Annotated in this window: 24 protein-coding genes and 1 pseudogene; 11 read left to right on the top strand and 14 right to left on the bottom strand. The window is 65.1% G+C overall.

Annotated elements, in window-relative coordinates:
• Nucleotides 1–80: 80 nt before the first annotated feature.
• Nucleotides 81–368 carry a hypothetical protein gene (locus MRBLWO14_RS07980; protein WP_341935919.1) on the top strand — a complete coding sequence of 96 codons (288 nt, stop codon included), beginning with the start codon at nt 81–83 and terminating at the stop codon, nt 366–368.
• Between the two features lie 8 nt (nt 369–376).
• On the opposite strand, the gene MRBLWO14_RS07975 is transcribed toward MRBLWO14_RS07980, so the two are convergent.
• From MRBLWO14_RS07975 to dcm, 7 genes are all read right to left on the bottom strand, one after another.
• Nucleotides 377–697 (bottom strand): hypothetical protein, encoded by a 321-nt coding sequence (locus MRBLWO14_RS07975; protein WP_341935918.1) that lies wholly within the window; start codon nt 695–697, stop codon nt 377–379.
• A 137-nt stretch (nt 698–834) separates the two neighbouring features.
• Nucleotides 835–1,830 carry an SDR family NAD(P)-dependent oxidoreductase gene (locus MRBLWO14_RS07970; RefSeq protein WP_341935917.1) on the bottom strand — a complete coding sequence of 332 codons (996 nt, stop codon included), beginning with the start codon at nt 1,828–1,830 and terminating at the stop codon, nt 835–837.
• 205 nt (nt 1,831–2,035) lie between these two features.
• Nucleotides 2,036–4,105: an AIPR family protein gene (locus MRBLWO14_RS07965; RefSeq protein WP_341935916.1), complete on the bottom strand. Its 2,070-nt coding sequence runs from the start codon at nt 4,103–4,105 to the stop codon at nt 2,036–2,038.
• A complete protein-coding gene (locus MRBLWO14_RS07960) occupies nt 4,102–5,043 on the bottom strand; it encodes a PD-(D/E)XK motif protein (protein WP_341935915.1) in 942 nt (313 codons plus the stop codon). Before MRBLWO14_RS07960 ends, MRBLWO14_RS07965 begins: the two co-directional genes overlap by 4 nt.
• Before the next feature lie 17 nt (nt 5,044–5,060).
• Nucleotides 5,061–7,802, bottom strand: coding sequence for a Z1 domain-containing protein (locus MRBLWO14_RS07955; RefSeq protein ID WP_341935914.1), 2,742 nt, complete (start codon nt 7,800–7,802; stop codon nt 5,061–5,063).
• Nucleotides 7,732–9,252, bottom strand: coding sequence for an ATP-binding protein (locus MRBLWO14_RS07950; protein ID WP_341935913.1), 1,521 nt, complete (start codon nt 9,250–9,252; stop codon nt 7,732–7,734). Before MRBLWO14_RS07950 ends, MRBLWO14_RS07955 begins: the two co-directional genes overlap by 71 nt.
• A 47-nt stretch (nt 9,253–9,299) precedes the next feature.
• The gene (gene dcm / locus MRBLWO14_RS07945) at nt 9,300–10,379 is read right to left on the bottom strand and encodes a DNA (cytosine-5-)-methyltransferase (RefSeq protein WP_341935912.1); all 1,080 of its coding nucleotides are present in this window, start codon (nt 10,377–10,379) and stop codon (nt 9,300–9,302) included.
• Nucleotides 10,380–10,565: 186 nt separating this feature from the next.
• On the opposite strand from dcm, the gene MRBLWO14_RS07940 reads away from it, so the two are divergent.
• Together MRBLWO14_RS07940 and MRBLWO14_RS07935 are read left to right on the top strand one after the other, a co-directional pair.
• A complete protein-coding gene (locus MRBLWO14_RS07940; RefSeq protein WP_341936180.1) occupies nt 10,566–10,985 on the top strand; it encodes a very short patch repair endonuclease in 420 nt (139 codons plus the stop codon).
• A 153-nt stretch (nt 10,986–11,138) separates the two neighbouring features.
• Nucleotides 11,139–11,435: an AAA family ATPase gene (locus MRBLWO14_RS07935; RefSeq protein ID WP_341935911.1), complete on the top strand. Its 297-nt coding sequence runs from the start codon at nt 11,139–11,141 to the stop codon at nt 11,433–11,435.
• Between the two features lie 274 nt (nt 11,436–11,709).
• On the opposite strand, the gene MRBLWO14_RS07930 is transcribed toward MRBLWO14_RS07935, so the two are convergent.
• Nucleotides 11,710–12,207: a MarR family winged helix-turn-helix transcriptional regulator gene (locus tag MRBLWO14_RS07930; RefSeq protein WP_341935910.1), complete on the bottom strand. Its 498-nt coding sequence runs from the start codon at nt 12,205–12,207 to the stop codon at nt 11,710–11,712.
• Between the two features lie 88 nt (nt 12,208–12,295).
• Between MRBLWO14_RS07930 and MRBLWO14_RS07925 the strand changes: the two genes are divergently transcribed.
• Nucleotides 12,296–13,225: an NADP-dependent oxidoreductase gene (locus MRBLWO14_RS07925; RefSeq protein WP_341935909.1), complete on the top strand. Its 930-nt coding sequence runs from the start codon at nt 12,296–12,298 to the stop codon at nt 13,223–13,225.
• A 27-nt stretch (nt 13,226–13,252) separates the two neighbouring features.
• Here MRBLWO14_RS07925 and MRBLWO14_RS07920 read toward each other — a convergent pair whose 3' ends face one another.
• The 3 genes from MRBLWO14_RS07920 to MRBLWO14_RS07910 form a co-directional block, all read right to left on the bottom strand.
• Complete coding sequence (locus MRBLWO14_RS07920; RefSeq protein WP_341935908.1) at nt 13,253–15,037, bottom strand: DUF262 domain-containing protein; 1,785 nt, start codon at nt 15,035–15,037, stop codon at nt 13,253–13,255.
• Nucleotides 15,038–15,084: 47 nt separating this feature from the next.
• Nucleotides 15,085–16,008: a DUF2510 domain-containing protein gene (locus MRBLWO14_RS07915; RefSeq protein WP_341935907.1), complete on the bottom strand. Its 924-nt coding sequence runs from the start codon at nt 16,006–16,008 to the stop codon at nt 15,085–15,087.
• A gap of 66 nt (nt 16,009–16,074) precedes the next feature.
• On the bottom strand, nt 16,075–16,803 hold the full coding sequence (locus MRBLWO14_RS07910) for an SHOCT domain-containing protein (RefSeq protein ID WP_341935906.1): 729 nt from the start codon (nt 16,801–16,803) through the stop codon (nt 16,075–16,077).
• A gap of 178 nt (nt 16,804–16,981) precedes the next feature.
• On the opposite strand from MRBLWO14_RS07910, the pseudogene MRBLWO14_RS07905 reads away from it, so the two are divergent.
• The 7 genes and pseudogenes from MRBLWO14_RS07905 to MRBLWO14_RS07875 form a co-directional block, all read left to right on the top strand.
• A pseudogene (locus MRBLWO14_RS07905) lies at nt 16,982–17,080 on the top strand (DUF2510 domain-containing protein); the annotation flags it as partial.
• A 219-nt stretch (nt 17,081–17,299) separates the two neighbouring features.
• The gene (locus tag MRBLWO14_RS07900; RefSeq protein ID WP_341936252.1) at nt 17,300–17,827 is read left to right on the top strand and encodes a hypothetical protein; all 528 of its coding nucleotides are present in this window, start codon (nt 17,300–17,302) and stop codon (nt 17,825–17,827) included.
• A 138-nt stretch (nt 17,828–17,965) separates the two neighbouring features.
• Nucleotides 17,966–18,907 (top strand): Ltp family lipoprotein, encoded by a 942-nt coding sequence (locus tag MRBLWO14_RS07895; RefSeq protein WP_341935905.1) that lies wholly within the window; start codon nt 17,966–17,968, stop codon nt 18,905–18,907.
• Between the two features lie 197 nt (nt 18,908–19,104).
• The gene (locus MRBLWO14_RS07890) at nt 19,105–19,620 is read left to right on the top strand and encodes a hypothetical protein (protein WP_341935904.1); all 516 of its coding nucleotides are present in this window, start codon (nt 19,105–19,107) and stop codon (nt 19,618–19,620) included.
• A 42-nt stretch (nt 19,621–19,662) separates the two neighbouring features.
• A complete protein-coding gene (locus MRBLWO14_RS07885; protein WP_341935903.1) occupies nt 19,663–20,214 on the top strand; it encodes a hypothetical protein in 552 nt (183 codons plus the stop codon).
• The gene (locus MRBLWO14_RS07880) at nt 20,204–20,584 is read left to right on the top strand and encodes a hypothetical protein (RefSeq protein WP_341935902.1); all 381 of its coding nucleotides are present in this window, start codon (nt 20,204–20,206) and stop codon (nt 20,582–20,584) included. The genes MRBLWO14_RS07885 and MRBLWO14_RS07880 overlap by 11 nt, the downstream gene beginning before the upstream one ends.
• 23 nt (nt 20,585–20,607) lie before the next feature.
• Entirely contained in the window at nt 20,608–21,204 is a 597-nt protein-coding gene (locus tag MRBLWO14_RS07875) for an HAD family phosphatase (RefSeq protein WP_341935901.1), read from the top strand.
• Between the two features lie 123 nt (nt 21,205–21,327).
• Here the strand turns inward: MRBLWO14_RS07875 and MRBLWO14_RS07870 are convergent, their stop codons facing one another.
• The 3 genes from MRBLWO14_RS07870 to MRBLWO14_RS07860 all read right to left on the bottom strand — a co-directional run bounded on the left by MRBLWO14_RS07870 (nt 21,328) and on the right by MRBLWO14_RS07860 (nt 25,119).
• Complete coding sequence (locus tag MRBLWO14_RS07870) at nt 21,328–22,221, bottom strand: phosphodiesterase (RefSeq protein WP_341935900.1); 894 nt, start codon at nt 22,219–22,221, stop codon at nt 21,328–21,330.
• Nucleotides 22,222–22,297: 76 nt separating this feature from the next.
• Nucleotides 22,298–23,311, bottom strand: a complete 1,014-nt coding sequence (locus MRBLWO14_RS07865) for a LacI family DNA-binding transcriptional regulator (protein WP_341935899.1) — start codon at nt 23,309–23,311, stop codon at nt 22,298–22,300.
• On the bottom strand, nt 23,308–25,119 hold the full coding sequence (locus tag MRBLWO14_RS07860; RefSeq protein WP_341935898.1) for an iron ABC transporter permease: 1,812 nt from the start codon (nt 25,117–25,119) through the stop codon (nt 23,308–23,310). Before MRBLWO14_RS07860 ends, MRBLWO14_RS07865 begins: the two co-directional genes overlap by 4 nt.
• Between the last annotated feature and the right edge of the window lie 22 nt (nt 25,120–25,141).

Genomic DNA, 25,141 nt, shown 5'->3' with positions numbered 1-25,141 from the left:
GTGAGGCCGGGCGTCAGGCGGTGGCGAAGTGACTTGTGGAGAACGCGGAGCGTCCTCATCCGTGTGGTTCGATGGGCCGCATGTCGTTCGCCCTCATCGGTATCGCGCTGTTCGCTGTGGGTGTTCTCGTCGAACGTGCGGGACGGAAGCTCGGCACGGTGTTGGCGCTGCTGCCGGTGGTGCTCTGGTTCGCGTACCTCGCGCATATCCAGCTCGACGGGGAGTTGGGCGAGAGGGAGTCAGTTGCTCTGATGGTCGCACTGCTGGTCGGCCTTCTGCCCTTCTCGGCCGGGCAGGTTGTCGCGGGTGTCGTGTCGGGATGGCTCTGCGAGCGGCGAGATTTGCCCGCGGGAGAGCCTCCAGAGTAGTCAGGAAGTCAGGCGCGGGCCGCCGATCCGAAGCGACGCAGCATGAAGTGCGACAGGAGGATGGCGAGGAGGGTCGTCAGCCCGCCCGCCATCGCCCAGGATCCGGTCACAGTGACCGCGTTCGTTCCGCCTGCGTCGCGGAAGCCCTCGAAGGTGGCGACGAGCGGGATGGTGAACGTGCTGGCAGTTGCGAACGCGGCGGCTGCGAGCAGCATCCCCGCGATCGCGACGATCCCGGCAGCGATGCCCAGCGAGCATGCGACGACGAACAGGCGTCCGGCGATCTCGCCGGAGGGTTCCGAGGTACGGGCGTCGAGCGCGCGGGTCATGCGGTTCCTCATTCCGACGGCGGTCTGGCGACAGTCGCGACAGCGACTCCTGCGGCCATGAAAGCGCACGTATGAGGACGCAAGCAATATATATGGATGCTGCGGCCCAGCGTCCTGCCGGACGCCGGCTGCAACGACTACTGCACCGACCATCCCCCATCAGACGCCAGCACGGCACCGTTGATGTTGACGGCGTCGTCCGACAGCAGGAACGTGATCGAGGCGGCGAGGTGCTCGGCGGTCGCGACGGTGGGGATGGCCTGCTGGAACGGGGCGAGGCGTCCGGATCCGTACTCCGACATGTTCGGCGGCATCGGGATGCCGGTGGCCACCCCGCCGGGAGCGACGCTGTTCACGCGGATACCTTTCGGCCCGTACATGAACGCCGCGGACTTCGTGACGCCGATGATGCCGTGCTTGCTCGCCGTGTAGGCGTTGCCCGAGGCGTTGCCGCGCAGGCCGGCCTCGCTCGAGACGTTGAGAATCGCGCCGCGGCCGGCCTTCTCCATGATCGGCAGCACCGCCCGCATGAGCTTGAACGGGGCGGTGAGGTTGATGGCGATGACGCGGTCCCACACGGCATCCGTCGTCTCGCCCGCGGGGGAGAAGTCGTCGTTGATGCCGGCGACGTTCGCGAGGCCGTCGATGGTGTCGCCCGCGGCGGCGATGACGGCGTCGATCGCGTCCTGCTGGGTGAGGTCGCCGGCGACCGTGACGATGTCGGGCAGCTCGGACTTCAATGCATCGAGTTTCTCGGCGGAGATGTCGGCGGCGATGACGCGGCCGCCTTCACGGGCGATGCGGGATGCCGTGGCCTTGCCGATTCCGGACGCGGCGCCCGTGACGATCACGGTCTTGCCGGCGAAGCGTCCGGTGGTGGGGGTCTCGGTCCAGCCCTCGGTGTTGGTGTTTTCGGGGATCTCGCCATTGTTCGCCGCGCGGACGAGATCGTCGACGACCGACTGTGGGAGCTGTCCCTGGCTCATCGCGACGAGCTGCTGCAGCGGGAGGCCGAGGACGGGCGTGAGCAGCTCGGGGTCCGCGCCGGTCTGTTCGAACAGGCCGCGGATGAGCGGTCCGCCGGTCGGGTCGTTGAGCCAGTCGCCGATCGTGGAGTGGGCGGTGAGGGCCATGAGGGAGCTCCTTCGAGTTTCGCAACGGTGCGTCTATAAACAGACTACTCTGTTCGACGAGCTTCCCCTATCGGCGGTGGTGGGTATTCTGCGCGATGGGTGGCTATGTCCGACTGTGCCGCCACTCTGAGAGTGTCGCCTTGCCATGCCGTTTGCCAGTTCGGACAACCGGGCGTGGCGATGATCGACGTGGCGGCTCGAAAACTCAATACGTGTCCTTCGAGATCACTGCTCCCTCGGCCATGCGATCAAGGGCCTTCAGGAGGGCCGCTGCCTGACGCTCGGTAGGTACGCGCCCCTTGCGCAACCCGAAGCCCGCAACGAGGTCCGATTCCATCGGGGAGAGGCGGACATCACCTGATGAGGAGTGCACCGCCTCCCAAACGGCCGGTGCGACCTTCAAAACTCGCTGGATGGCCTCGAAGCCACTGTCCATACGGCGCTGCTTCTTGTCGTCACTGGCCTGGCTGGTGGCTGCATCGGCATCGATGAGGTCCACGGCGAGATCGCGCGGCAACGGGACGGACGCGTCCCTGAAGGTCGTCCAACAGAACTCTTGCTTCGCCCACTGGGTCACGTTTGCCTGTTTCCTACGAGGATCCGTCAGGTGCTCCTGGGCGCGCTCAGCCATCACCAACGCGGCACCGAGCAACGTCTGACTCGTGCTCTGCCGGGCCCAGATGGCATCAAAGTTGAGCCTTGAGCCGGGGAACTGGCGCGGGATCTCGTGTGCTAGCTTCGCCACGCCGTACGCGACGATATTCGCCAGGTACCCTTTGCCGTACCAGGCGGATTCGCGCACAGCCTTGTGAAGGTCGTTGAAGAGAATCGCTTTCGCCACGTTGTTCTTAAAGTAGGCGTCGCCGAACTGATTCGGATCCTTCTCCCATGTGGCGACTACCTGGTGCGCGTACTCGATGAAGTTGGTCTGCGCCCCCTTGCTGACAGTGTGAGGTCGTTGCCCCCAGCTGGAGGCGTACTTTGCCCAGTCGGTCTTCACAAGGCGCTGGCTCTTCGGGTATTCCAGCTCGAACTTTTTCTGCTCGGCGGCAGATCCACGAGCCACCTTGTCGTTTTCCCATTGCCCGCGCGAGCGCTCGTAGTACCAGCCGGTCTGATACTGTTCCCCCTCGCGCGCCGGCGCGCGGAGGCGGCGACTGGTCTGCTCCATCAACACGTGGAACTCGTGATTGGAGAAGAGATCGGCCGCGCTGACACGGTTCTGGCTGTTGGCGTACTTCGAGACGTCGGCGACGACCTCAGCTGCGTTCTCGCTGCTCACGGTGACCAGCTTCATCTGAACAAAGACGTCGTCCACAGATCGTTTGCTGTCGCCTCGCAAGAAGTGAACAAGTGAAGCCGTGGTCTGTCCGCCGTTCACGATCTGCCAGTTCTCGATTGAGCGGATGAAAGTGCCTTTGCGTAGCGTCACTAGTTCGACATCTGTCGCCGTGGTAGTTAGGCCGTTGTTGAAGGCAAGGAACATCTCGGGCTTGTGAGCGAGTGTCTGCTGGATTCCCCGATTGACGGCTCCTCGGGCGCTGAGGTAGGTCCGCACGTTCGACTCAAGCAACTGACTGCCGTACTCCTCGAATACGTCTGCAAGCAGGCGGCCGGGCAGGACGGCAAGGTAGCTCTGAGTCGACGAGCCACTGTCCGCGGCTACAAGGCACTGGAGCCCGTCGGGCAGCCACTTCGTCATGTCGATGTGCATCGCCTCGTCGCCGGTCTGTGGCGTTGCGGCTGCCAAGATGCGGTTGCGATCCCAGATCGCGTACGACGCGGGTCGATCCGCGACAATGCTGTTCGGGATCGTTCTGATGCGCTCGCTCATTACCCCGTCGGTGATGAGCAATAAGCGAAGGCGCGCGACGGATGGTAGCCGATGCCGGAAGTAGTCGGCGTACTCGGCCTCACGGGAGCTCGGTTCCAGGTTCTCGGCGAGCCAGCCGTCCGCGGCCAACTGCAGGAAGTCTGCGCCGCGGCCGAAGATGTCGTTCGCGTCGCCGAGCGTCACTGTGCCTTCACCGTCGAAGTACTTTCCGACGAGGATCGTGAGGGAGGCGTCAGTCGCATCCTCCGAGTAGCCCAGTAGTGACAACACCCGTCCACGGGGACCGCGGCATTGCAGAGGCTCCGAGACGATGTCGTACGCCACGTCGGCGTCCTCAAGTCGCGATGCGAACTCCTCGACGAAGGCTCTCAGCTCGAAGCTGTCGGAGCCGGCGGACCGGATCTTTATGTCGTTGCGGAGTTGGTCCAGTGGGTCAGTCATCGCGCTGTCAATCCGATTCCGTCTATGGTCGCCGCGAAGGGGGCCAGCGCCGCGACCCGCAGCGAGAACGCCACCTTCACCACAGCTTCCGGAATCGCCTCAGCGGCAATCGCTGGGAACCCTTCGGCCACCTTGAAGCGGAGCCACTTGCCGGGCAGGAAGCGCCACTGCTGGTAGTACTCGTCGCCGACATCGAGATCGAGGGCGGTCAGCGCGAGATACCACTTCTCGAGCGCGGTTGCTCCGCCCCGCTCTGCGATCTGGCGGACCTCCTCCACGAGGTCGAGGAAGCTCGTGCCGGCCGGGTCGGACGCTGTCACGCGGTCCATCGGTAGAACGAGAAGGTCGAGACCGGCATCGACAGGAGCCAACTGCGCCGGCGAGGTGATTCGAACCTCCTTCGGCGGCTGGTGGCAGGACTTCACCTCGATCGAGTATCCGTCAGCGAATTCGAAGTCGTGCAATCCGCCGAAAGGACCGCCCCATGCCTCAATGACGTTGAAGGCGTTGAGCCCGGCATCGCGCACTAGGACCACCGCGAGCGCGAGCTCTGCGAAGAGCCCGCGAACTTGTTCCTCAGAGAGTCGACCTGCGGCGCGGGCACCGAAACGGCGAAACTGGTCGACAGCATTCACGAACGCGACGAGCGCCGCGTCAGGTGAATCTGCGCCCGCGCTACGCATCAGAACATACTCGAGGAACTTCAGAAAGATCGAGGGAAGCCCCGGATCCTTCGAGGTGATCCGCACGAAGTCGTCGGCGCCGGAGCGAACTGTCTTCACCGCGAACCCCCGACCATCTCCGACGATGACGTCAGCCGGGAGTGATGCCTGCACGATGAGGGCAGCGTGACCATCGTTGTTCTCGGCGAGCGCGGTTAACCAGGGATGAGTCACCTGGACGACGCGATGATTTGGCCCCTGCAACGCGGCCGCCATGGCGCTCTCAACAGACATTATTCGTCGCCCGTTTCGATGTCGTCTCCATCGTCGAGGTATCCGTAAAGGCTTCGTTGCTCGACGGAGTTGACCCAGAACTGCTGGCCGCCTCCCCGTCTTAGAATGTCAGCCTTCTCGTCTTCAGGAATGTCGGGGAAGACGAGAACAACCCCGACTAGCGGATCCAGAGCGGAGATGGCGACTTCGGGCGTCTTGGCCTGCTCGTCGCCCTTCGTCGTGATAGCGAAGACGAGCAGCATCGGGTGCTGAATGCTCGCGATCACAGCGGCTTCGCTGGCCGCACCGTTCAGCGCAGCACGCTCGGCGTGGGTGAGCGCTCCCGCGAGATTGGTCGCCGTCGCCACGCGTCGATTCCCCAGCGCCAGAGCACCGCCAGCCGTTCGCTTGATGGCGTTGCGGACGCTACTTCGCACGGTGAGTCCGTTCCCGAACTCGACGGGTTCGCCCGTTCCTGCGACGAGCACAACTCGCCACTCGTCGGAGCCCCGCGCCTCGCCGAGGTGAGCGGCGATCTGCGGTGCGACTGCGGTACCCGCCCCGCCGAACCAGGGGTCGCTCTTGAATCCCTTGAAGTCGGTGAAGAAATCCGAGATCATCTCGGGTGCCACGTGCGACCAGGTCGGGTAGTCCAGATTGGATTGGGATCGGGCGATGCGCCCTTCATCGACTCCGCGCTTAAGACCGTCGAAGAGCGCCTGGAGAGCTCGCCTGTTGCGGTCTCGGTCAGCCGTCGACTCGGACAGGAAGTGCGACTCGAATTTCTGCCCGTGGATGAGGACGGTGCCCGTGACGAGCTCGGCCGCTTTTCGCTTGTTCGCTGCGACGACCTGAAAGCCCTCTGGGTGGGCCCGGACCCGCAGACCGAAGTCGCGCGGTGTAAGTTCTTTCGCGCGCATCTCGAGCAACAGCTCGCGGAGCTCGCCCGTGACGTCTGACGACCACTGGAAATCGTCACGTGTGGGTTCCGGCATCCACACCCGTACCAGGTCCGAGTAACCAGGGCGATAGCCGAACCATCTGCCCATCTGCATGAGCGTGTCCATCGACCGAGGCTCCCGGACGAAGTAACTGACCTGCAGTCCATCGAGGGTGAGCCCGCGGGAAAGAACATCGCCGCCAATGAAGATCGTCGGGCGGAGGTCCTCCTCCCGCCTTTGCTCACGCGTCATGAGCCGCCGAGCCTTCGACCGGGCGGCGGCGGTTTTGCTGTTGACGAGCTGGACCAGCACCTCCTGCGACATGTCGAGCAACGCGCCTCGCACATCTTCCCATTCCACGTCAACGCTGGCGAACTGCTCGCTCCAGACGCGCTCGATGCGCCGCCGCAATCCGCTGTTGCGCGTGGAGTCCGACCGCCCCAGCTCGCCACGGATCGCGCCGCTAAGCGCGAGACAGAAGGGCTCCACCAGGTCGAAGACCTGTCTCTGGACATCGTTGAAACGCGACACGTTGATGAGCATGGATGCCTCTGAGGCATTGACCTGGTTGCGAACAAGTCGGATCGCAGTGCCGAGATAGAAGGCGACAATAGCGTCCTTCAAGCTGTCCGGTAGGTCGTCCACAACGTGGTCGCTCTTGTGATTGATCGGAATCGCTTCGACGCAGTCGTCCACGTCCAGTTGAATCGCGGGATGCTCCTCGGAGAAGTATCCGCCGATGCCGTGGTAGTTCGAGGGGGTGCTCATGACACGGATGTAGTCCGCAGGAAACAGGTCGTTCCCGAGGCTCTCCTGGGTGGCCTCGTGATCGATGAAGATGTTCGCGAACGGCGTGGCTGTTATTCCGAGGTAGGAGCTGCGTCGGGAGCTGTCCAACAGGCGACGGATCTGCTTGTTGACGGCGGCCGGGTCGGTATCAGTCTTCGTGTTCGGGGTGCCCCAGTCGGCTTCGTCATCGATCACGACGAGAGGCGTGTCCAGCCGCCCGCCCTGCGCCTGCCGGCGAATGTAGTCCGCGACGTTGCGGATGAGGCCCGCGTTCTTCTTTATGACGAACACCGTTGGGTTCCCTGACGCGACCCAGACGATTCCCGACCGCTTCGCGCTCGCGCTGAAGTCACTCCTGACTGTGGTGAGCACGTTCGGCTGGAAGTCGGGGTCGAAGCGCGCGATCCCCAGTTGCTGAACGGCGGCCGATCGGATGTTGTCGTCGAGATAGTCGGAGTCGATGCCTGTGAGATCCGAGTCGATTCGCTTCTGCGTCTGGGCGCGAAGATCGTTGGTGTGACCGCCGATAACGATGACCAGGCGGTAGCCGTAGTCGATCGCCTTGTTCAGTATTCCGATGTATGTAGCGGTCTTCCCTGACTGCACCTCACCCATAAGCAATCCTCGACGGGACCAGGTGCCCGCCTTGTCGGGATCGCCCAGGAGCTCGACCACCTCGTCGGTCTGCGTCGCCAGATCTTCGATAACCGATCTGGCCCAGTCGCGGGCGACGAGCAGTTGCTCGTACGCCTGATATCGGTTGTGAGTGACGTTCGGGGCCTTGTCAGCGAGCCAGCGCTCGAACGTGTCGGGGTCGATCACCGTGCCGCCGTCATCCAGCACGATCGTCTCCTCGCGCGTGAGCTCGGCGACGACAGCCGCCACCTCGTCAGCGGTAAGCTCGGAGAACAGGAGTCCTGCAATGCCGGTCGCCTTCTCAGCGAGCTGGTCGAACGTCATCTCACGGTTGCCGGCGACGAGTTGCTGTTTGAGGAGCAGCTTTAGTCCGGTCTGTCGGTCGCTGAGCTTCAACGCGGGGTTCCTTCCAGATCTGTTCGACCACCTCTAGGAGATCGGGGATTGTATCAAACGGCTCAGTGTGAGCAAGCGCTGCGCCGACGCTTGCAACGTCGTCACCCAGAAGCCCAGACTCCCTTATCTGACGCAGTGACTCCGTCACCGCTTCGTCAGCGGACCGCGTGGTGGCCGGACTCGTATTCTTCGCCATCTCCGCGTACAAGTCGTAGGAAGGGAATCCGTCGGCGAGCACGTTGAGGAGCCGATTCACCTTCTCCGCCTGGTAGGTGTCGAGTGTGCTCAGGGCGGCGATGACGAATGGGTTCTTGAAGTTGACGTCGTACCGGATCCCATCGCGATCCAGCACCTTCTGCCATAGATGGGTGACCTCGGCCGGTCCTGACCTGCGCCCACGGAACGTGTGCACGCGTCGGCCGCGCTCGAGGACGCCGTCCATGAGTCGACGAAGTTCGACCTTGAAGGACGCAGGCGGTTCTGCACGCGACTTCTTGATGTCCAGCTGCCACAGGTGATCAAGGGAGTTGGGAATATCGACTCTGATGCGGGTCTGCTTAGAGATCTCCGTCATTCGAGCGAGCCCGTACCAGTGGCCGTGAGATATCAGCCGCTCGTTTCGATAGACGTAGAACCCTTGACCGTCGCGCATGCCCTCGCCGAGGTCGTGCCGACGCCGCTCTGCCGGCGTCAGACCAGATGGGTGTGGAAGCGTGAAGGCGGTCACGGCCACCTGCTCACCATCGACCGGGATGTACTGGATGGGCGACTCCTGAGTACGGGAATTTGATGTGACAAAGGGATCGAGGGGCTTCACCTCGACACCATTGACCGAAATCGCGATGCGGTCCCTTCGGCGGGCGAGGAACCTGTGAAAGATAAGAGACAGGTCCGCGCTCAACTCAAGTCCGCGCTGGCGGATCAGGCCACCTGGGTCTTTCGCGTCGCCGAGCAGTAGGTCCAGCTTCCGAAGCACCACTAGCGTGCCGGACTCGCGGAGCTCAAGGCGGTCGTACCAGGGTGTCGCGCGTAGCTCCGCCCCTGTCAACCGCTGCAAACTCCACGTCTGCGTCGCGGCGATGTGATCGATATCCCATTGAAGGCCGGTGGTCTGGCCGTCGCGGCGGGTGATGACGGTTAGGCATCGTCCCTGTGAGAGCGAGGCCGTTTTCAGGCCGAGCCCGAAGCGGCCGAGGTCAGAGCGCGTTCGTTCCCCGACAGAGCCCGCGAGACGTAGCGCCTCGCGGGCGACCGCGGGAGTCATTCCATGACCATCATCGAGAATGGCGATGTGCTCGGCCAGGATCGGCTCGAGATCGATCTCGATGCTGTGCGCATTCGCCGTGATGCTGTTATCGATGAGATCGGCCAGGGCGGCGCTAAGCGAGTAGCCAACAGAGCGCATGGACTCCAGCAAGTCAACTCCAGGCGCGACGATCTCGTCTTCCATCCGGACTCCTTCCGTGCTCGACGCCGAGGGGCAGAAGAAACGTGGCCCTACGCGCGCGCGAAGCTGCGATCCGACAATACGAGATGAGCCAGGTTCGCGTCGATGCCTGGATACGGTTGTCCACTAAACGAACGGAAGAGTGCGGTGAAGACAGCCTCTGCGCCCTTCACGGGCACTGCCATTCCGACCTGGCGGCGGACGCTCTCCTTCGTGCCCTTGAACACAAAGCTATCGGGGAAGGACTGCAGGCGCGCGCGCTCCCGGTTGGTCAATGCCCGCGACTCATCCCAGTGATAGACATGCGTGCCACCACCGCCAGAGCCCGTCACGGTGTAGGCAGGCTCGTTCGGGTGGAGCCTCCGGTAGATCTGGCTGATCGTGGCCCCCTTCACGTTGAGTCGCAGATGGGCGGGCAGATCGGCGTTGAAGGCGTTCTCCCCCGGCCGAATGTGGTCGAGCCGTTCGACGACCTGAGCTGACTGTCGAGTCCGTTCATTGTTAGGAAGATTGCCGCCGACAGGAGGGACAGTGAGGGCGGTGCGCGCGGAGACATCTAGTCCTGCGTAAAGCGCGGGGCTGGGCACCCGGAAGTCGACGTCAAGATCGTTGCGCACACCGACGACGATGATCCGCCTCCGCTTCTGAGGGACGCCGTACTCTTCGAAGCTGTAGAGATGGGGATATAGGCGATAACCGAAGTCGCCTGCCGCGGACAGCTCATCCAGGATCAGCCGGAAGGCACGGCCCGCATTCGCGCTCTGGAGCCCGGACACGTTCTCAGCCACGAACCAGTCCGGGTTGTGGTGGTCGAGCACACGCACGCCGTAGGAGTAGAGCGGACCGTACTTGCCATCGAGTCCACGCCACTCGCCGACAAGGCTGTAGTCATTGCAGGGGAAGCCGAATGCGAATCCGCTCACCTTGCTCTGCTGCTCGATCGGATAGTCCCGGACGTTCAGGCATGTGACAGTCGCTTTACTAGCCCCGGGAATGTTGTCGATGTACGTCTCGCATGTGCTCTGGTCGTAGTCGTTCGCCCAAGCGTGCAACAGCTCAACACCGGTCGCGGCGGCGGCGTTGTGAGCACCAAGCGCCATACCGCCCGGCCCAGAAAAGAGTTCACCCATCGTGAATGAGAGTTGCGACACTGTGTTCCATCCAGTCGAAGAGCCACTGTCTATCTGCAGCTTACGGCACCCTTGTCGCAACGGCCGACGCGGCCGATACTGGGGCGCCTTCGGCCATCGTATGGTTTGGTACCGACACCCGCCCTTCCCGACGCGCGGAACGCCGGTTACCCTCCTGAGGTGACGATGTCATGGGCCTCCAGCGACGCAGCGCGCCGAACAATGATGGGCAACCGCCGGCGCGATACTAAGCCAGAGTTGGCTGTTCGCTCACTGATTCACCGAGCCGGTCTTCGCTATCGAGTGGATTTCGCCCCGCTTGGCGGCAGACGACGGGCCGACATCGTGTTCTCTCGGCTGCGGATCGCGGTGTTCATAGACGGATGCTTCTGGCACTCGTGTCCAACCCACGGCACCGTCCCCGCATCGAACAGCGACTACTGGATTCCGAAGCTCGCGCGAAACATGGCTCGTGACCGCGAGACGGACGCACTGCTTGCAACCGCCGGATGGACGGTCTTGCGGATCTGGGAGCACATCGCGCCCGTGGACGCCGCGGCCACGATCGTTCAAACGGTGCGCGCCGCGAGCTCGGCGGCGCGGTAGGGCCGCCGTCCGCAAAGCCTCGCGACGCCTTCCACCCAAGCTCGACACCTCTACTCGCGATGCGCAAGGAGACTCAAAGGAGGTGTCGCGGCAAGCTAGGCCGTCGTCGACGAGCACAGGACGACCGGCGGCTCGCCTGACAAGCGGGCGGCGATGCGACGCACACAGGTGGGTGACACCCGTCAGGCGTTGCCGGTCGGACATGCGGGTGCGATGGGTTCCGCGATCCGGCACGCGAACGCTGCGATCGAGCTCGACACGGTGCACCGGTTCTGCGATCCCGACTACGCGACGCTCACACTGCGCATCCGGGATGCGGGCGATCGCGAGCATGCTCTAGTGGTTGCGAGCGAGCTTGCCGAACACGGTCGGGTCGATCGGGTCGAGCATCACGACTCCGCGCGTGAGCGGATGGTCGACCTATACTCCGACTGGCACGCACGAGTTTAGCGGCTGACGCTGTTCTCCGGCTCGAATGCTGAGGCGGATACGATCAACGACGCCATGCAGCAGCGGCGAGTCGATCGGAGTCAGGTCGACGTGCAAGGCGACACCGTCGATCCCTCAACGGCCGGGACGGGGTACGGATCACCGCGGGACTCTGCGCACGCCTCACGCGCGGTTGGGTGGGTAACGTCGAGCTCCTCGTCGCGCGGACGGATGACGCGGCCCGAGAGTGCCTCGCCCACGACTCGCGGGTCGAGTTCGAATGTGCATCGTTGACCTACTCGCTCTTCCGCCTCCGCGCCCCGGCACTCCGAGGCGGTCCCGCCCGCAGATGACCACTGACCCGCCCCATCACCCGTTCCAGCACCTCGACATCCCCCGCGTCGAGCGAGTCGAACAGCATGCTCCGCACCACGCCGATGTGCCCGGGGAACACCTTCGCCAGCACGTCCCGCCCGGCATCCGTGATGGTGACGATGGTGCTGCGCTCGTCCTCCGGTGACGGAGCCCGCGTCACCAGCCCCCGCTCCTCCAACACTTGCGCCTGATACGTCACCCCGCTCCGGCTGTAGACGACGCCGTCCGCGAGGTCGGTCATCCGCTGCGACCCACCGGGAGCGTCGCCGAGCCGCGCGAGCAGCTGAAACTGCACGTAGCTGAGCTTGCCGACATCGCGCAGCTGCTTCTCGACCTCGTGCCGCAGCAGGCTGCTGACCTCGGTGAACGCGAAGTACGCCGAGAGCTCGAGCGGGGACAGCTGCAGGGGACGACTCATGAACCCAGTATAGGTTGCTTCGAATTCGAAGCAGTGCTACCGTTGCCATATGCTTCGAATTCGAAGTACTTACGAAAGGGAAGAAATCATGAAGGCAGTACGGTTCCACGAGGTCGGCGGTCCCGAGGTGCTCCGCATCGAGCAGATCGAGCAGCCCACTCCGGCGGCGGGTCAGGTGCGGCTGCGCGTCGCAGCATCCGCTTTCAACGCCGCCGACAACGGCATGCGCGCCGGATTCCTGCCGATCCCGGTGAAGCTCCCGCACGTCCCCGGATACGACGTGTCCGGAACGATCGACGCCATCGGCGACGGCGTCGAGGACTTCGCGGTCGGCGACCCGGTGATCGGGTTCCTGCCGATGACCGACGACGGAGGCGCCGCCGAGTACGTCGTCGCTCCCGCCGACTCGATCGTCGCGGCGCCCACAAGCGTTCCGCTGGCAGATGCCGCCGCACTCCCGTCGGTCGCCCTCACCGCGCGCCAGGCGCTGTTCGACGACGGCGGGCTCGAAGCAGGCCAGCGCGTGCTCATCATCGGCGCCGGCGGAGTCGTCGGCAAGTACGCGATCGCCCTCGCCAAGCGCGCAGGCGCCTCCGTCATCGCGACCGCGAGCCCGCGAAGCGCGGATGCCGTGCGCGCAGCCGGCGCGGACGAGATCATCGACCGCACACAGTCCACGGTGCAGGATGCTGTCACCGACCAGGTCGACCTGTTGCTCAACCTCGCCCCCATCGAACCCGACGAGTTCACCGCTCTGGTCGGCCTCGTGCGCGACGGGGGAGTCGTCGTCAGCACGACCGCGTGGATGCCCGCTCCCGACGACGCCGACCGCGGCGTGCGCTCGGTCGTCGTGTTCGTGCAGAGCGACGCCGACAAGCTGCGCGAACTCGTGGGACTGGTGGATGCCGGGGTGCTGACCGTCGAGGTCACGCGCCGCGTTCCGCTCGACGAGCTGCCGGCGGTGCACGCCGAAGCTGCGGAGGGACGGATCGCGGGCAAGGTGATTGTGATTCCGTGAGGGGGGCGGTCGCGCCGCCCGTGCTCCCTATAGCGACTGGTAGTAATCCCGGATGTATGCGGCCATGAGCGCGCGGCGGCGCACGAGGAAGTCCTCGTACGTCGCTGCGGTAGTGTCGCGGAGTTCCACGGGGACGGCGTTCTCCCGGAAACTACGCGCCAGCGCAGCTGCATCGCTGATCTCGCCAAGGCGTAGATCGCCCGACGCGACCTGCGCATCGACGAGAGCCATATAGTCGGCGGGCTCGCGGTCCTTGATCGCAATGTTGATCGGAGTCTCCGTCAACGCGTAGTTCGCGATCTGGTTGTACTCGCTGCGGTCGTTGATACCGCTCTTGATCAGGTAGTTCTTCGGAACGATGTGGTGAATGTCGCCGACCTCGTCGATCATGCTCGACACGGTGATGTTCTTCGACAGGAAGCCCTTCGCGCCCGTGTGCACCTGTGCCGCGAGGAAGGTCAGGAAGTACGGGCTACGCACGCTCGACGACTTCATGTCCATCGGCAAAGCAACCTCCCAGAAGTTCGAGGCGAGTTGTGACGCCTCGATTTCTTCCAGTGCCTTGCGGGCGCCCACGTCCTCGACGCGCTTGATGTCCGCCTCGAAAGCGGTCTCAAAGCTCCCCGTGTATCGACCCGTCAGGATCGACATGACGAACCATCGACGGACGACATATTTGATGTCCGCTTCGTTCATACCGCCGGAACGCAGCTTCAGATACAGCCCGTAGGCGAAATTGAGGGCATTCTTCGAGCTGATCAGTCGCGCTGCAGTGAATCCCGCCGACCGGATCGTCAGGGTGAACTGCTGGAAGTTCCGCTGGTTGACGATCTCCAGCAGCACTCGCTCAAGGCGCTCGAACGATTCGATCGCGAGCTGCTCGTCGAAGGACCGCGTCTCGAAGTCGCGACCGGACAGCACGCTGACCAGCGCCGACACCTTGCCTCGTCCGAACTCCTTGATTCCCGCAACTCGGATGACGTCGGTGTAGCTCGGGTCGTACAGGTCGGACGAGTCATCCTTGAGCCACTTGATCGCCTTCAGATAGGGCGAGGCGGCGAACTCCGCGTCGTTCGCGGCGATGTCTTCGTAGACATGAGGAGCTACGGAGAGATGGCAGAAGTAATCGATGAGCTTCCGCAGATTGGCCCCGAACTGGCCGTGGCTGGCGATCTTGCTCATCGCGAAGTCCGCGCTGCTCAGCGGGACACCCTTGGAGTTGATTCTGATGAAGATCTCGGTCACCGTCTCGATGTCCAGATCCTCTGCGAGGGTGATGATGCCGACCTGCGCTTGCTTGATGGAGGTGAGCTTCTCCAGCGAGCGCTGTGCCACGTCAGCATCAACGCCGGGGTTCGCGTCCAGGTACGCCTTGGTGGCCGCAAAGTTGGGAGCGTTGACGAACTCCGCCACATCGGAGATCCACGCAGGATCCCGGTCGATCACCGGAGTGAGAGTCGCAAACTTCTCGGTTGACGGGTTGAACGCGATCTTGATGCGCTTCTTTCGATACGACTTGTCGACGACCTGCTGCCCTACAAGCGCTGCGGTCATCGCAGTGATCCGCTGCTGCCCATCGATGAGGATCTGCCGGAACGCCGACTTCGAGCCATCCTTCAGCCCCACATCCGCGCTCTGCCAGGTGATCAGGTAACCGATCGGGAACCCGTTGTAGAGAGAGTCGAGCAGGTCACGAACCTTCGTGGAATCCCAGACGAAGGGACGTTGCATCTCGGGGATGGCTACTTGGCCGGACTTCACCCACGAAAGGAGCGTGTCGACGGGTTGCTGGTGGACAGAGTACTTTGCCATCGATGACTTCCTGACTAGGGGTGGGGAGCGCTGACCGTCGCACGGATCTAGAGACCCGCTATCAGCTTGGCCTTCGCGGCCGCGAATTCGTCTTCGGACAGGATGCCCTCCTGATGCAGCATCGAGAGTTCGCGAAGGCGGTCGGACAGAGTCGGTGTTGCGGGCAGAGCGGCTGCGACGGCGACGGCCTCGACAGTGACTTCGGGCTCGGGCTCTCCTGCGATGCCGAGCACTGCATTTCCTGCCTCAACCAGTGCGAGGGCCACGGCGTTGTGCTCCTTCTGGCTGACGTTGTACACGCCGTTGTGCTTCTGATTCGTCAGTGTGTGAATGGCGCGATCGGTCGCGATCACCAGACTCGACTTGCGCGCGGAGTTCGCAGCGATTTGCGCGACTCCTGACGCGGCGAGACCGATGGCGGTGCCCTTCGTCAGAAGCTTGCCGCCCTTCACGAGGCCTGACATTGCCTGCATTACGGCGCCCTCGATTGACGAGCTGGGGGACGCCGCTTCGGGCTTCTCGGTCTCCGGCGACGCGAAGGAGATCGATCGGAGTCGTTCGAAAGGCGTCGACCTCGTGATGTCTGTCGCGCGGCTGTTTCCCTCCCGTCCCTCGGCCACTCGGACGTACCCGCCCTCGTAGATCTCGATAGTCGAGATCCCGAAGACTCCGCTTGTCATCAGCGGTCCGGCGGCCCGAGCGCGTTCGCTGTGCTCACGCGCCTCCTCTTCTTTCGTCGCCTTGCGGTCGGCGGCAGCCTTCTTGACGACAGATCCGAGCTTCGAGAGCACGTTCGACGACTCGCTCGTTTCGGTCGTGGCGACGACGACCGCGACCGCGCCGGGGTCGGGAGGCGGTGAGTAGGCGACGGGCGGCGGGGTCCGCACATGTTCGGTCCATGCGGAGCCGTCCCAATACCGCTCGTTGCCCTGGCCGTCGGGGTACCACCCCGCTGGTGCTTGCTCGCTCACGCGTTCATATTGGCACGAATGGATCGCGAGCCATCGTTCAAGTCGAGGCCGGCGCCTAGAGGGTGCCTATAGGCCGAGCAGCTTTCGCTTCGCGGCCGTGAACTCCTCGTCATCGATGATTCCCTGCGCACGCAACCCGGCCAGCCGCTCGAGCTCGGAGTTGAGGTCGCTGCCGGGCGCTGATGCGGGAGCGGCTGCGGCGGGGACCATCGTCGGCGCCATCGCGTGGACCGCGCCGGTGTACTCGACCGACGAGCGTGAGGTGTTCTCGCGCAGGTGGTGAGCGTGGCGCGCCTCATCGGAGACGCGATTGATGGCGACCACGCCCTCTCGGAAGTTCGGGATGTCCTGCAACACGACCTTCTCGTCGCCCGAAGGCCTGCGGGCCCGAAGCGTGATCGTTCCCAGGCCGCGAGCCTTTTGCGCCATCGTCTGCGACGAATCGACGTCGAAGATCTCTCGGACCCGAATCTGCTGCCCCTTGGACGACAGCGTGCCCGTCTCGAAGATCAGGTACTCGGCGGTGAGCTTGTACCGCCCTGCCCCGATACCGGTAAGAGGCTTGCCGACCGCCGACCAGACCGCGTCTTCATCCGCACCGAGATCGTGTTTGGCGGTCAGCCGCTGAGCTTGCCCTTTCGCCCAACTGGCGACTGCGCCGCCTGTGTTGGCAACAGTGCCGGACGTCGTCTGTGCAGGCTGTTCATCGAGGTAATGGGTGGTCCAGGTGGACCCGTCCCACCACCGCTGACGTCCTGATCCGTCGTCGTACCAACCAGCCGCGATGTCCACCATCGGGTCCCCCCTCTTCGATTCCTGAGCACGAGTATCCCAGGCCGCAGGGAGAATCCGTCATTCCGAGCCCGCCGGTGAACCGTCATTCAATCGTGATCATGCGAATCGTCCCGTCGCGGCTCTTTGCCGCTACTCTTCATCGAGCCCAACTGGGTGTATTCAGCAGCATGGAGCAGATGTGAGCAACGCCCCCGCCGGGTGGTACCCCACCCCCGAAGATCCTTCGCAGACCCGGTACTGGGACGGAACGCAGTGGATCGACACCACTCCGCCGACGGCGCCATCCGCAGTGCCGCAGCCATTCTCGCCCGCCGCACCGCAGCCACTCTCGACTCTCCCCGCATGGCCCGCGCCCCCGGCGCCGGCAGCGGCGCCGACCGCGCCCCCTGCACCGACAGGATCGCCAGTCTTCGCGCCGCCGCCCGGTCAGCACAACGCCGGGGGAGCGCCGGTCTCCTCGGCACCTAGAGGGTCTTCAAGCGCGACGAAGAAGTGGTTGATCGGTGGGGGTATCGCAGCTGGAGCTGTCATTCTGCTGTCGGTCGGTGCTGCGATCGGGAGTGGCGGGCGCGATGATGCCCCGCAGGCTGACACTGCGCCTGCGGTGGTCCAGGAGACCGAAGCACCTGTGGTGGAGACACCGACACCGACCCCGACCGCGGCTGCGGCAGCTGCTACTGAGGAGGCCGTGAACGCGGTCGCGTTCCGCGCGCAGGCGAACTCGCACCTTGACGACATGCTCAAGGATCTCGACGACATCGTCGTGACAGTGCAGGAAGACGGATTCTGGCGTCTGCTGAGCAATAACGGAGAGCTGGCGTTCAACCTAGGACAGCTGGAGGGACTCGACGTTCCGGCGAACCTGACGACGTCCTGGCCTGAGTCGACGTCGGCGCTCGACACCACACTCGATACCCTCAGCGACGCGATCTCGACGCAGGACGGGCCGACGATTCTCGCGGCCGTCGAGGTCGTGCGGGTTCAGGTTGAGGCGAGCCGCGGTGTCGTGAACACCGCGCAATAAGCGTGCGCTGTCCCGATGCACGTCGGGGCATCGTCGGAGCAGTACCCCACGGGCGCCGTTGCCCGTGGGACATCACGACCACGTTTGGCTGCCACTGGGGGAGCTGACAGGCGGAGACGCCATCAGAGGGGAAGAAAGATGACCGATCAGAATCCGGCGCCGGGTTGGTACCCCGCGCCGCACGCAAACAACGAACAGCGTTACTGGGACGGCATCCAGTGGTTGGAGCCGCAACCGCCGGTGCCCGCCCCCGACTCGTCCACGGCCGTTCTGCCGAGTGCGGATGCTCCGACGGAGGTTGTACCGAGTAACACCTCGACCGGCATCCCCGGGATGGCGGCTTCGCCTCACATGCCGGCGCCTCCCGCACCGGGCGCGACGGCTTTTCCGGCCGCCGCCCCTAGCGCGCCGCCGAAGAAGTCCAAGAAGAAGGGGCTGATCATCGCCGGGTCGGTTCTTGCGGGGATTCTCATCGTGGGCGGCATCGCCAACGCGGTGAACGGCGGGGGAAACAGCAACACGACAACGGCCGACGAGCAGCCGGCCGCAGTGACCGATACGACCGCGACTGTCGAGGAAGAGGAGCCTGTCGTCATGGTGACGGTTCCCGATGTCACCGGAATGACGGCGGCGGAGGCGCTGGTCGCGCTGACCAGCGCCGGCCTGAATCCTCCGGTTGTGTCGACGCTGACCGACCCCCTCGCGAAGGTGCTCTCCACGAATCCCGCGGCGGGCGCGTCAGTCGAAGAGGGCGCGGACATCACACTCGCGCTGGAGGAGAAGCCCAAGCTGACGATCGGGCAGGAGAACGCCATCCGCTCTGCGAAGAACTACCTCGGCTTCACCGGGTTCTCGCGTACAGGTCTGATCGGTCAGCTCGAGTTCGAAGGGTTCTCGACGGAAGACGCGACTTTCGCTGTCGACAACGCCGGAGCTGACTGGAACGCCGAAGCCGCAGAGAAGGCAGCGTCTTACCTCGAGTTCTCCTCGTTCTCGCGTCAGGGTCTCTACGACCAGCTCGCATACGAGGGGTTCCTCCCGACCGAGATCGAGTTCGGGCTGGCAGCTGTGGGCTACTGATCCGAATCCTGCAGGAGCCCCGCTTCCGTCTATAGGAGCGGGGTTCCTGCATTTATGCGAGGTGGGGTCCGGTCCGGCATCCGCTCGCCACAGCGAGCAGCCTCGCGCGCGACCCTCGCTTGAGAACATCGGTATGCCGCGCGGGGCGACCCGCAGGTCGGCTCCAGCCGCCATCGCCACGCGCCTACGGTGAGCGGATGGAACTCGGATCCCTCGCAGACATCGTCACCGCCGCCACCGCCATCGGCGCGCTGTCGGCCGCCATCGTTGGTGCACGTCACGGCCGCCGACTGCTCGAGCGAGAGGCCAAACGCGACGAGTCCGCGGTGCTCCGCGAACGCTCCGCCCAGGCGAGCAAGGTCTTCGCGTGGGTGGCCTCCCGCATCCACCTCGCCGACGACCGCAGGACCTACGGGGTCGTCGTCGTGAATTCGTCCGAGCAGGCGATCTACGACGTCGTGGTGCGCGTGACCGACTCGTCCGCCCGTGAGCGGCGGCCCATCACCCTCACGATCCTCCCGCCCGGGGCGTACTTCCTGGAGGAGACACTCGAGGCCTACGCGTGGAAGTACGCGTCGCGGCTGCGCTCCTTCGACGACGAGATCCGCCCGGTCACCAAGTCCCGCAAGCGCCGCATCGTCGGGATGTCGTTCCGCGACAGCGCCAACAACGTGTGGACCCGCGATGAGGAGGGCGTCCTCGCGAGTCCGTGAACGGGTCTGGGAGCCGGGCGCGGGATCTGTCAGTATCGCCCTATGCGCTCAGCGTCGCGAACCTCATTGGTCCTGGCGGTGCTGGGTGTGGCGCTCGCGGTCGCGACCGGATGCTCCGCTGGCGCGGCGTCCGCGCCCGTACCGACGATGACGCCGACATCGTCGGCTCAATCCGACTCCGCGACGCCGACCCCGACTCCCTCGTGGACCGGCTCCGCCACCCAGGCCGAGTCCCAGAGCCGATACGACGACGCCATCGCGAACTTCCCCTACGTGCTCCCTTCCGGATACGCCTTTCCGGCGAAGGTCCCATCCGCCGGTCGCAGTGGGGAATGGGTCACGGGAGCGAGCCCCGCCTACCAGTACTGGGCCTGCGCGAATCTGGATGCCGCGTGGGACCGCGCGGATGCAGGCGACCTGGACGGCGCCGAAGCCCTGCTCCACGCAGTGGATCAAGCGCGGGTGGCGTATCCGGAGTACTTCACGCAGTGGGAGCCGCCGCGGGTGATCCAGTGGGACGACCCGAACGAGCGCACCGCCTCAGAGAGCGGCCTGTGCCTGCAGTGGTTCCGGGCTCTCTCCGATGGCTCCTGAGGTCCGGCGAGGGAGGGCCGCCAGAGCCGCTGCCCTCCTCATCGTCACCGCATTTGCCTCGCTCTCGCTGGTCGCCTGCACCGCGGTCGAGCTGAGCCCTGAAGAACGCGCCCGTGAGATCGCCGAGCATTGGGTGGACGCGAGTCGAACGGGCGACGAGGAATCGGCGCAAACCCTCTCATGCGGCCCGATTCTCGGCGGCGTGAACTCGGACCTGCCAGAGCTCAAGAGCTACTCTCTCGAGGTCGCGTCTCAAGAAGACGGCCAATTCATCGTCGAGGTGACGGAGTCGTTCTCGGACTACCCCGACCTGGTCACGAGGCTCGGAGTGCGCACGGACGGCGAAGCCTGCATCTCCTGGGTCCGGTGAACCGCATCGGTTAGCGTGGTCCGATGTCTGCCATCCGTCTCGTCCTGTTCGATCTCGACGGCGTGGTCCGCCACTTCGATCCCGAGAACGTCGCGACCATCGAACGCGAGCACGGACTCGCCATCGGGTCGATCGAAGCCCGGGCCTTCACCCCGAGCCACCTCGAACTGGTCACCACCGGCGCGATCTCGCGCGCCGAATGGATCCACCGGGTAGGCGAGGAACTCGGCAACCCTGTCGCGGCCGAGGCCTGGGGAAGTCAGCCGTTCCGGGCCGATCAGGAGGTGCTCGAGCTGGTGGACGAGCTGCGAGCCCGCGGCATCCGCACCGCCATCCTGACCAACGGCACCGACACGATCCCGGAGGAAGTGGAGTCTCTGGGGTTGGATTCGCACTTCGAGGCCGTGTTCAACTCGGCGGAGATCGGATGGACGAAACCCGACGAGCGGGCGTTCCGGCACGTGATCGAGGCCATGGGAGTTGAGCCGACGGAGGCGTTCTTCACGGACGACTCGGCGGCGAAGCTGGGCGGTGCAGATGCGTTGGGGATGGTGGTGCATCACTTCGTCGGCCTGGAGGAGCTGCGGGAAGCGCTCGGCGCGGCGGGAGTGTGGGGGTAGGGAGCGGGTTCGTGCTCTGCGGAGGGGACCGCGTTTCGTCTCGCTTCGCTCGCTCAACGACCTGGGGAAGGGCGTTTCGTCTCGCTCCGCTCGCTCAACGACCCGCGAAGGGAAGGCGATCGCTCAACGAACCGGAGAGGAATCCCGCCAGGCGATGCCGCGGTCGGCGATGCGGGTCCCGGCATCCTCCGCTCCGACCGGCTCGCCCACATCGGCGCCGCGTTCGAGAGACACCACGGAGTGCACGACCGAGTCGGCGTAGACGTGCACGAGGTTGTAGCCCTGCGCGGCATCCTGACCTCTCGTCGCGCCGACGGGCTGCGCGAGATCCTGCCCGTACGCGCTCGACGACGCGACCGCGACGGGGATCCCCGCGAACGTGCCGAACGACGGGTGGTGCACGTGACCCGAGAGGATGCCGCGCACATCCGACCCGCGCAGTACCTCTGCCAGCGCCGGCTGATCGCGCAGCTCGACGGTCACCGCGAGGTCGAGCACGGTCGGCAGCGGCGGGTGGTGCATGAGCAGCAGCGTCCCATCGGGCGCGGGCGATGCGAGCTCCGACGCGAGCCACGACAGTTGCTCGGCTGGGACCTCGCCCCAGTGCGCACCGGGCACGGTCGAGTCGACCACGATCACCCGCAGCCCGCCGAACCAGCGCACCTCGGTGATCGGATCAGAGCCAGACCCTGACAACGCCAGCGCAGACCGCATCGTCCCGCGGTCGTCATGGTTCCCCGCGACCCACACGACCTCGCACCCCAGGGCCTCCGCAGCCGGGTCGACCAGGGCCCGCAGCCGCTCGTACGCCGATGCATCCCCGCGGTCGGTGAGATCGCCGGTCATCAGCAGCGCGTCGGGCCGGAGTCCTGAGGCGATCAGCCGCGACAGCATGAGGTCGAGGTTCGAATCGGCATCCGCCCCGCTGCCGTAGAGGGGCGACCTCTCGCCGGGCAGGTGCGTGTCGGAGATGTGCACGAACGTGTGCGACGGACGGGGGTGTTCGGTGAGGATCATGTCTCTTCCAGATCGGCAAAAGGTGTCAGCGAACGGGCACTGCGAACAACGGCAAGGAAAAACAAAAGGCGAGGGGTCAGAGGGCTCCGGCGGTCGCCCCGAGCACCAGCTCCCCGGCGAACCCACGCCGCACAGGAGCATCGGACTCAGCGGTCAGCAGCTCCTGCATGGTCTCGACGGCCGCGGCGGCGACCTGCTCCACGGGAATGCGCACGGTCGTGAGCCCCAGCAGGTCGGCGCCGGGAAGGATGCCGTCGCACCCCGTCACGCTCACATCGCCGGGCACCGAGAGGCCAGCGTCACGCAGAGCCCGCATGACGGCGAGCTGCCGGTAGTCCGACGCGCACATCACGGCGGTCGCGCCGCCGCGGACAAGACCCAGCGCCTCGGGCACGCCGTCTTCCGGCCGCGCCCCGGTCGAGACGAGAGTCACGTCGACCCCGGCATCCGACAGCGTCTCGTGCATCGCGAGCGCCCGCAGATGCTCCGGGAACGACACCTCCTCGTCGCCGGCGAGCACGACCACCCGACGGTGCCCCAGCGACACCACGTGCGAGGCGAGCAGCCGCCCGTGCGCCGGATCGTCGTAGTGCGCCGAGTGGATGCGCCCCGAGGTCTCCGCGCGACCGGCGCGCAGGATCGGCACCTGGTCGGCGAACGGCTCGAGCTGCGCGGTGGTGATGCCGCCGGTCGCGACGATGAGCCCCGCGACGCGCATGCCGAGCAGTCGGTGCAGCGCGCCGACCTGCTTGGCACCCTGCTCGTCGGCACCGATCGTGACGGTGAGCAGGTCGAGTCCTCGCTGGTGCGCTTCGTCCTGCAACCGTGAGAACAGCAGACCGTACGCAGGGTTGCTGGCGTCGCGCAGCATGAGTCCGACCGTGCCGGTGCGTCCGGCGGCGAGCTCGGCGGCCATCGTGTTCGGCACGTACCCGAGGCGTTCGGCCTCCGCGAGGATCCGCTCCTGCGTCTCGGGAGCGAACCGCCCCTCGCCCTTCAGCGCCCTGGTCGCGGTCGCGCGAGACACCCCGGCCGCGGTCGCGACGTCGGAGATCGTCACCCGAAGGGCAGGCGTCGAGTCAGAGTTCATGCGCGCGTCTTCCGCTTGCGGGGCGCTCCGGCGCGCGATCCTCGTCCGTACACGAGATACATGGTGACACCCATGATGATCATGAGCAGCACCGTGTAGACGAACGTGATCGGCATCGCGTCGAGATTGTTCTCGCCGCGGGTGCTCTCCTGGATCGCGACGCCCAGCGGCTTGTACAGCGGGTGGTACAGGAAGATCGCCGCGTCGTAGTCGTCGAGCAGGCTGTTGAAGTTGAGCGCCGTGATCGCGGCGGCCGTCGGCAGCACGAGCGGGATCAGCACCCGGCGGAACGTGGTCAGCGACTTCGCGCCGAGGATGCGCGAAGCGTCTTCGAGCGAGTCGGGCACCGACGCGAACCCGGCCTTCAGCAGCCGCAGCGTGAACGGGATCTTCACCGAGATGTACGCGATGAGCAGCAGGATCGGCGTGCCGGTGAGCACGAACCCTCCCACGATCGCGAGCGGCTTGTCGAACGCGGTCACCAGCGCGAGGGCGATGAGCACGATCGGCAGGATCCACGGGATGTGCAGCACGTACTCGATCGCCGTCGTCAACAGGTTGCGGTGCTTCTGCAGCATCCGTGCGACGAACAGCAGACCGCCGACCACGATCAGCGACGCGAGGGCGCTGTAGACGACGCTGACGATGAACGGGCGGATCGCCGAGGCGCTCGAGAACACGGTGATGTAGTTGTCGAGCGTGAAGCTGTCGAGGGTGATCGACCCGGCGAGGATGCTGCGCGCGTCGACGAACGAGAAGATGACGATCAGCACGACGGGGATGAGGTAGATCACCCACAGCAGGTACGCGACGACGTGCACGGCGATGTTCGCGAACGGGTTGCGGATCCGCTGCTTCTGGATCGGCGTCGCCACCTTCGCGACCGAGAAGTACACGCCCGACTTCTCGAACCGGTTCATGATCGCGAGCAGGATGATGGTCGCAATGCCGAGCACGATCGCCAGCAGCGCCGCGATGTCACGCGTGATCGGACTCCGAGAGAGGTCGATGATGAGCGGCGCGACGGTCTGGAAGTCCGGTCCGCCGAGCACGAGCGGGGCCGTCAGAGCCCCGAGCCCGATGAGGAACGTGAGCACCGTGACCGCGAACAGCATCGGCTTCATGACCGGCAGCACGATGCGGCGCAGGATGGTCCACGTCGAGGCGCCCATGAGCTTCGCGGCCTCGATCGAGGCGTAGTCGACCTTGCCGAGCGACGACGACAGGAACAGCATGTGGTTCGTCGTCGTCGCGAACGTCATCACGGAGACGACCGCGAAGTAGCCCGAGAACCAGTCGCGGTCCATGTCGGGCCACCAGTTGACCATCATGTTCGTGAAGAACCCGAAGCGGCCGTAGATGAAGTTGTAGCCCGCGGCGAGCACGATGCCGCCGTAGATGAGCGTGGTCGCGTAGCCGAGCCACAGCAGACGCGCACCGCGCACCTGGAAGTACTTCGTGACCAGCACGATGAACACGCCCACCACGTTCACCGTGACAGACAGCGTGATCGCGAGCAGGAAGCTGTTGCCGAGGGTCTTCAGCGCGCGCTCGCTGCCGAACAGCTTCTCGACGGCGCGGATGCTGAACTGCCCGTCGGGGAAGAACGTGACGCCGAGCAGGGCGGCGTTCGGCAGCACGAGGAACGCGGCAGCGAACCACACCACCACGATGCCGGTCACCCAGGCGAGCGGCGAACGCAGCATCGCACGGATGCTGCCGGGGCGGCCCCTGCGGCGGGGCCGCGGTCCCGGCGTCTGCTCCTCGACGACCGCCTCGGTCGTCAGAGCGCCTGCACCTCCGGTCATGGCGGCAGACGGCGGGACCACG

Source organism: Microbacterium sp. LWO14-1.2 (assembly GCF_038397715.1).
In the GTDB taxonomy this organism is placed as follows: domain Bacteria; phylum Actinomycetota; class Actinomycetes; order Actinomycetales; family Microbacteriaceae; genus Microbacterium.
This window is presented reverse-complemented; position numbering and strand designations above follow the sequence as displayed.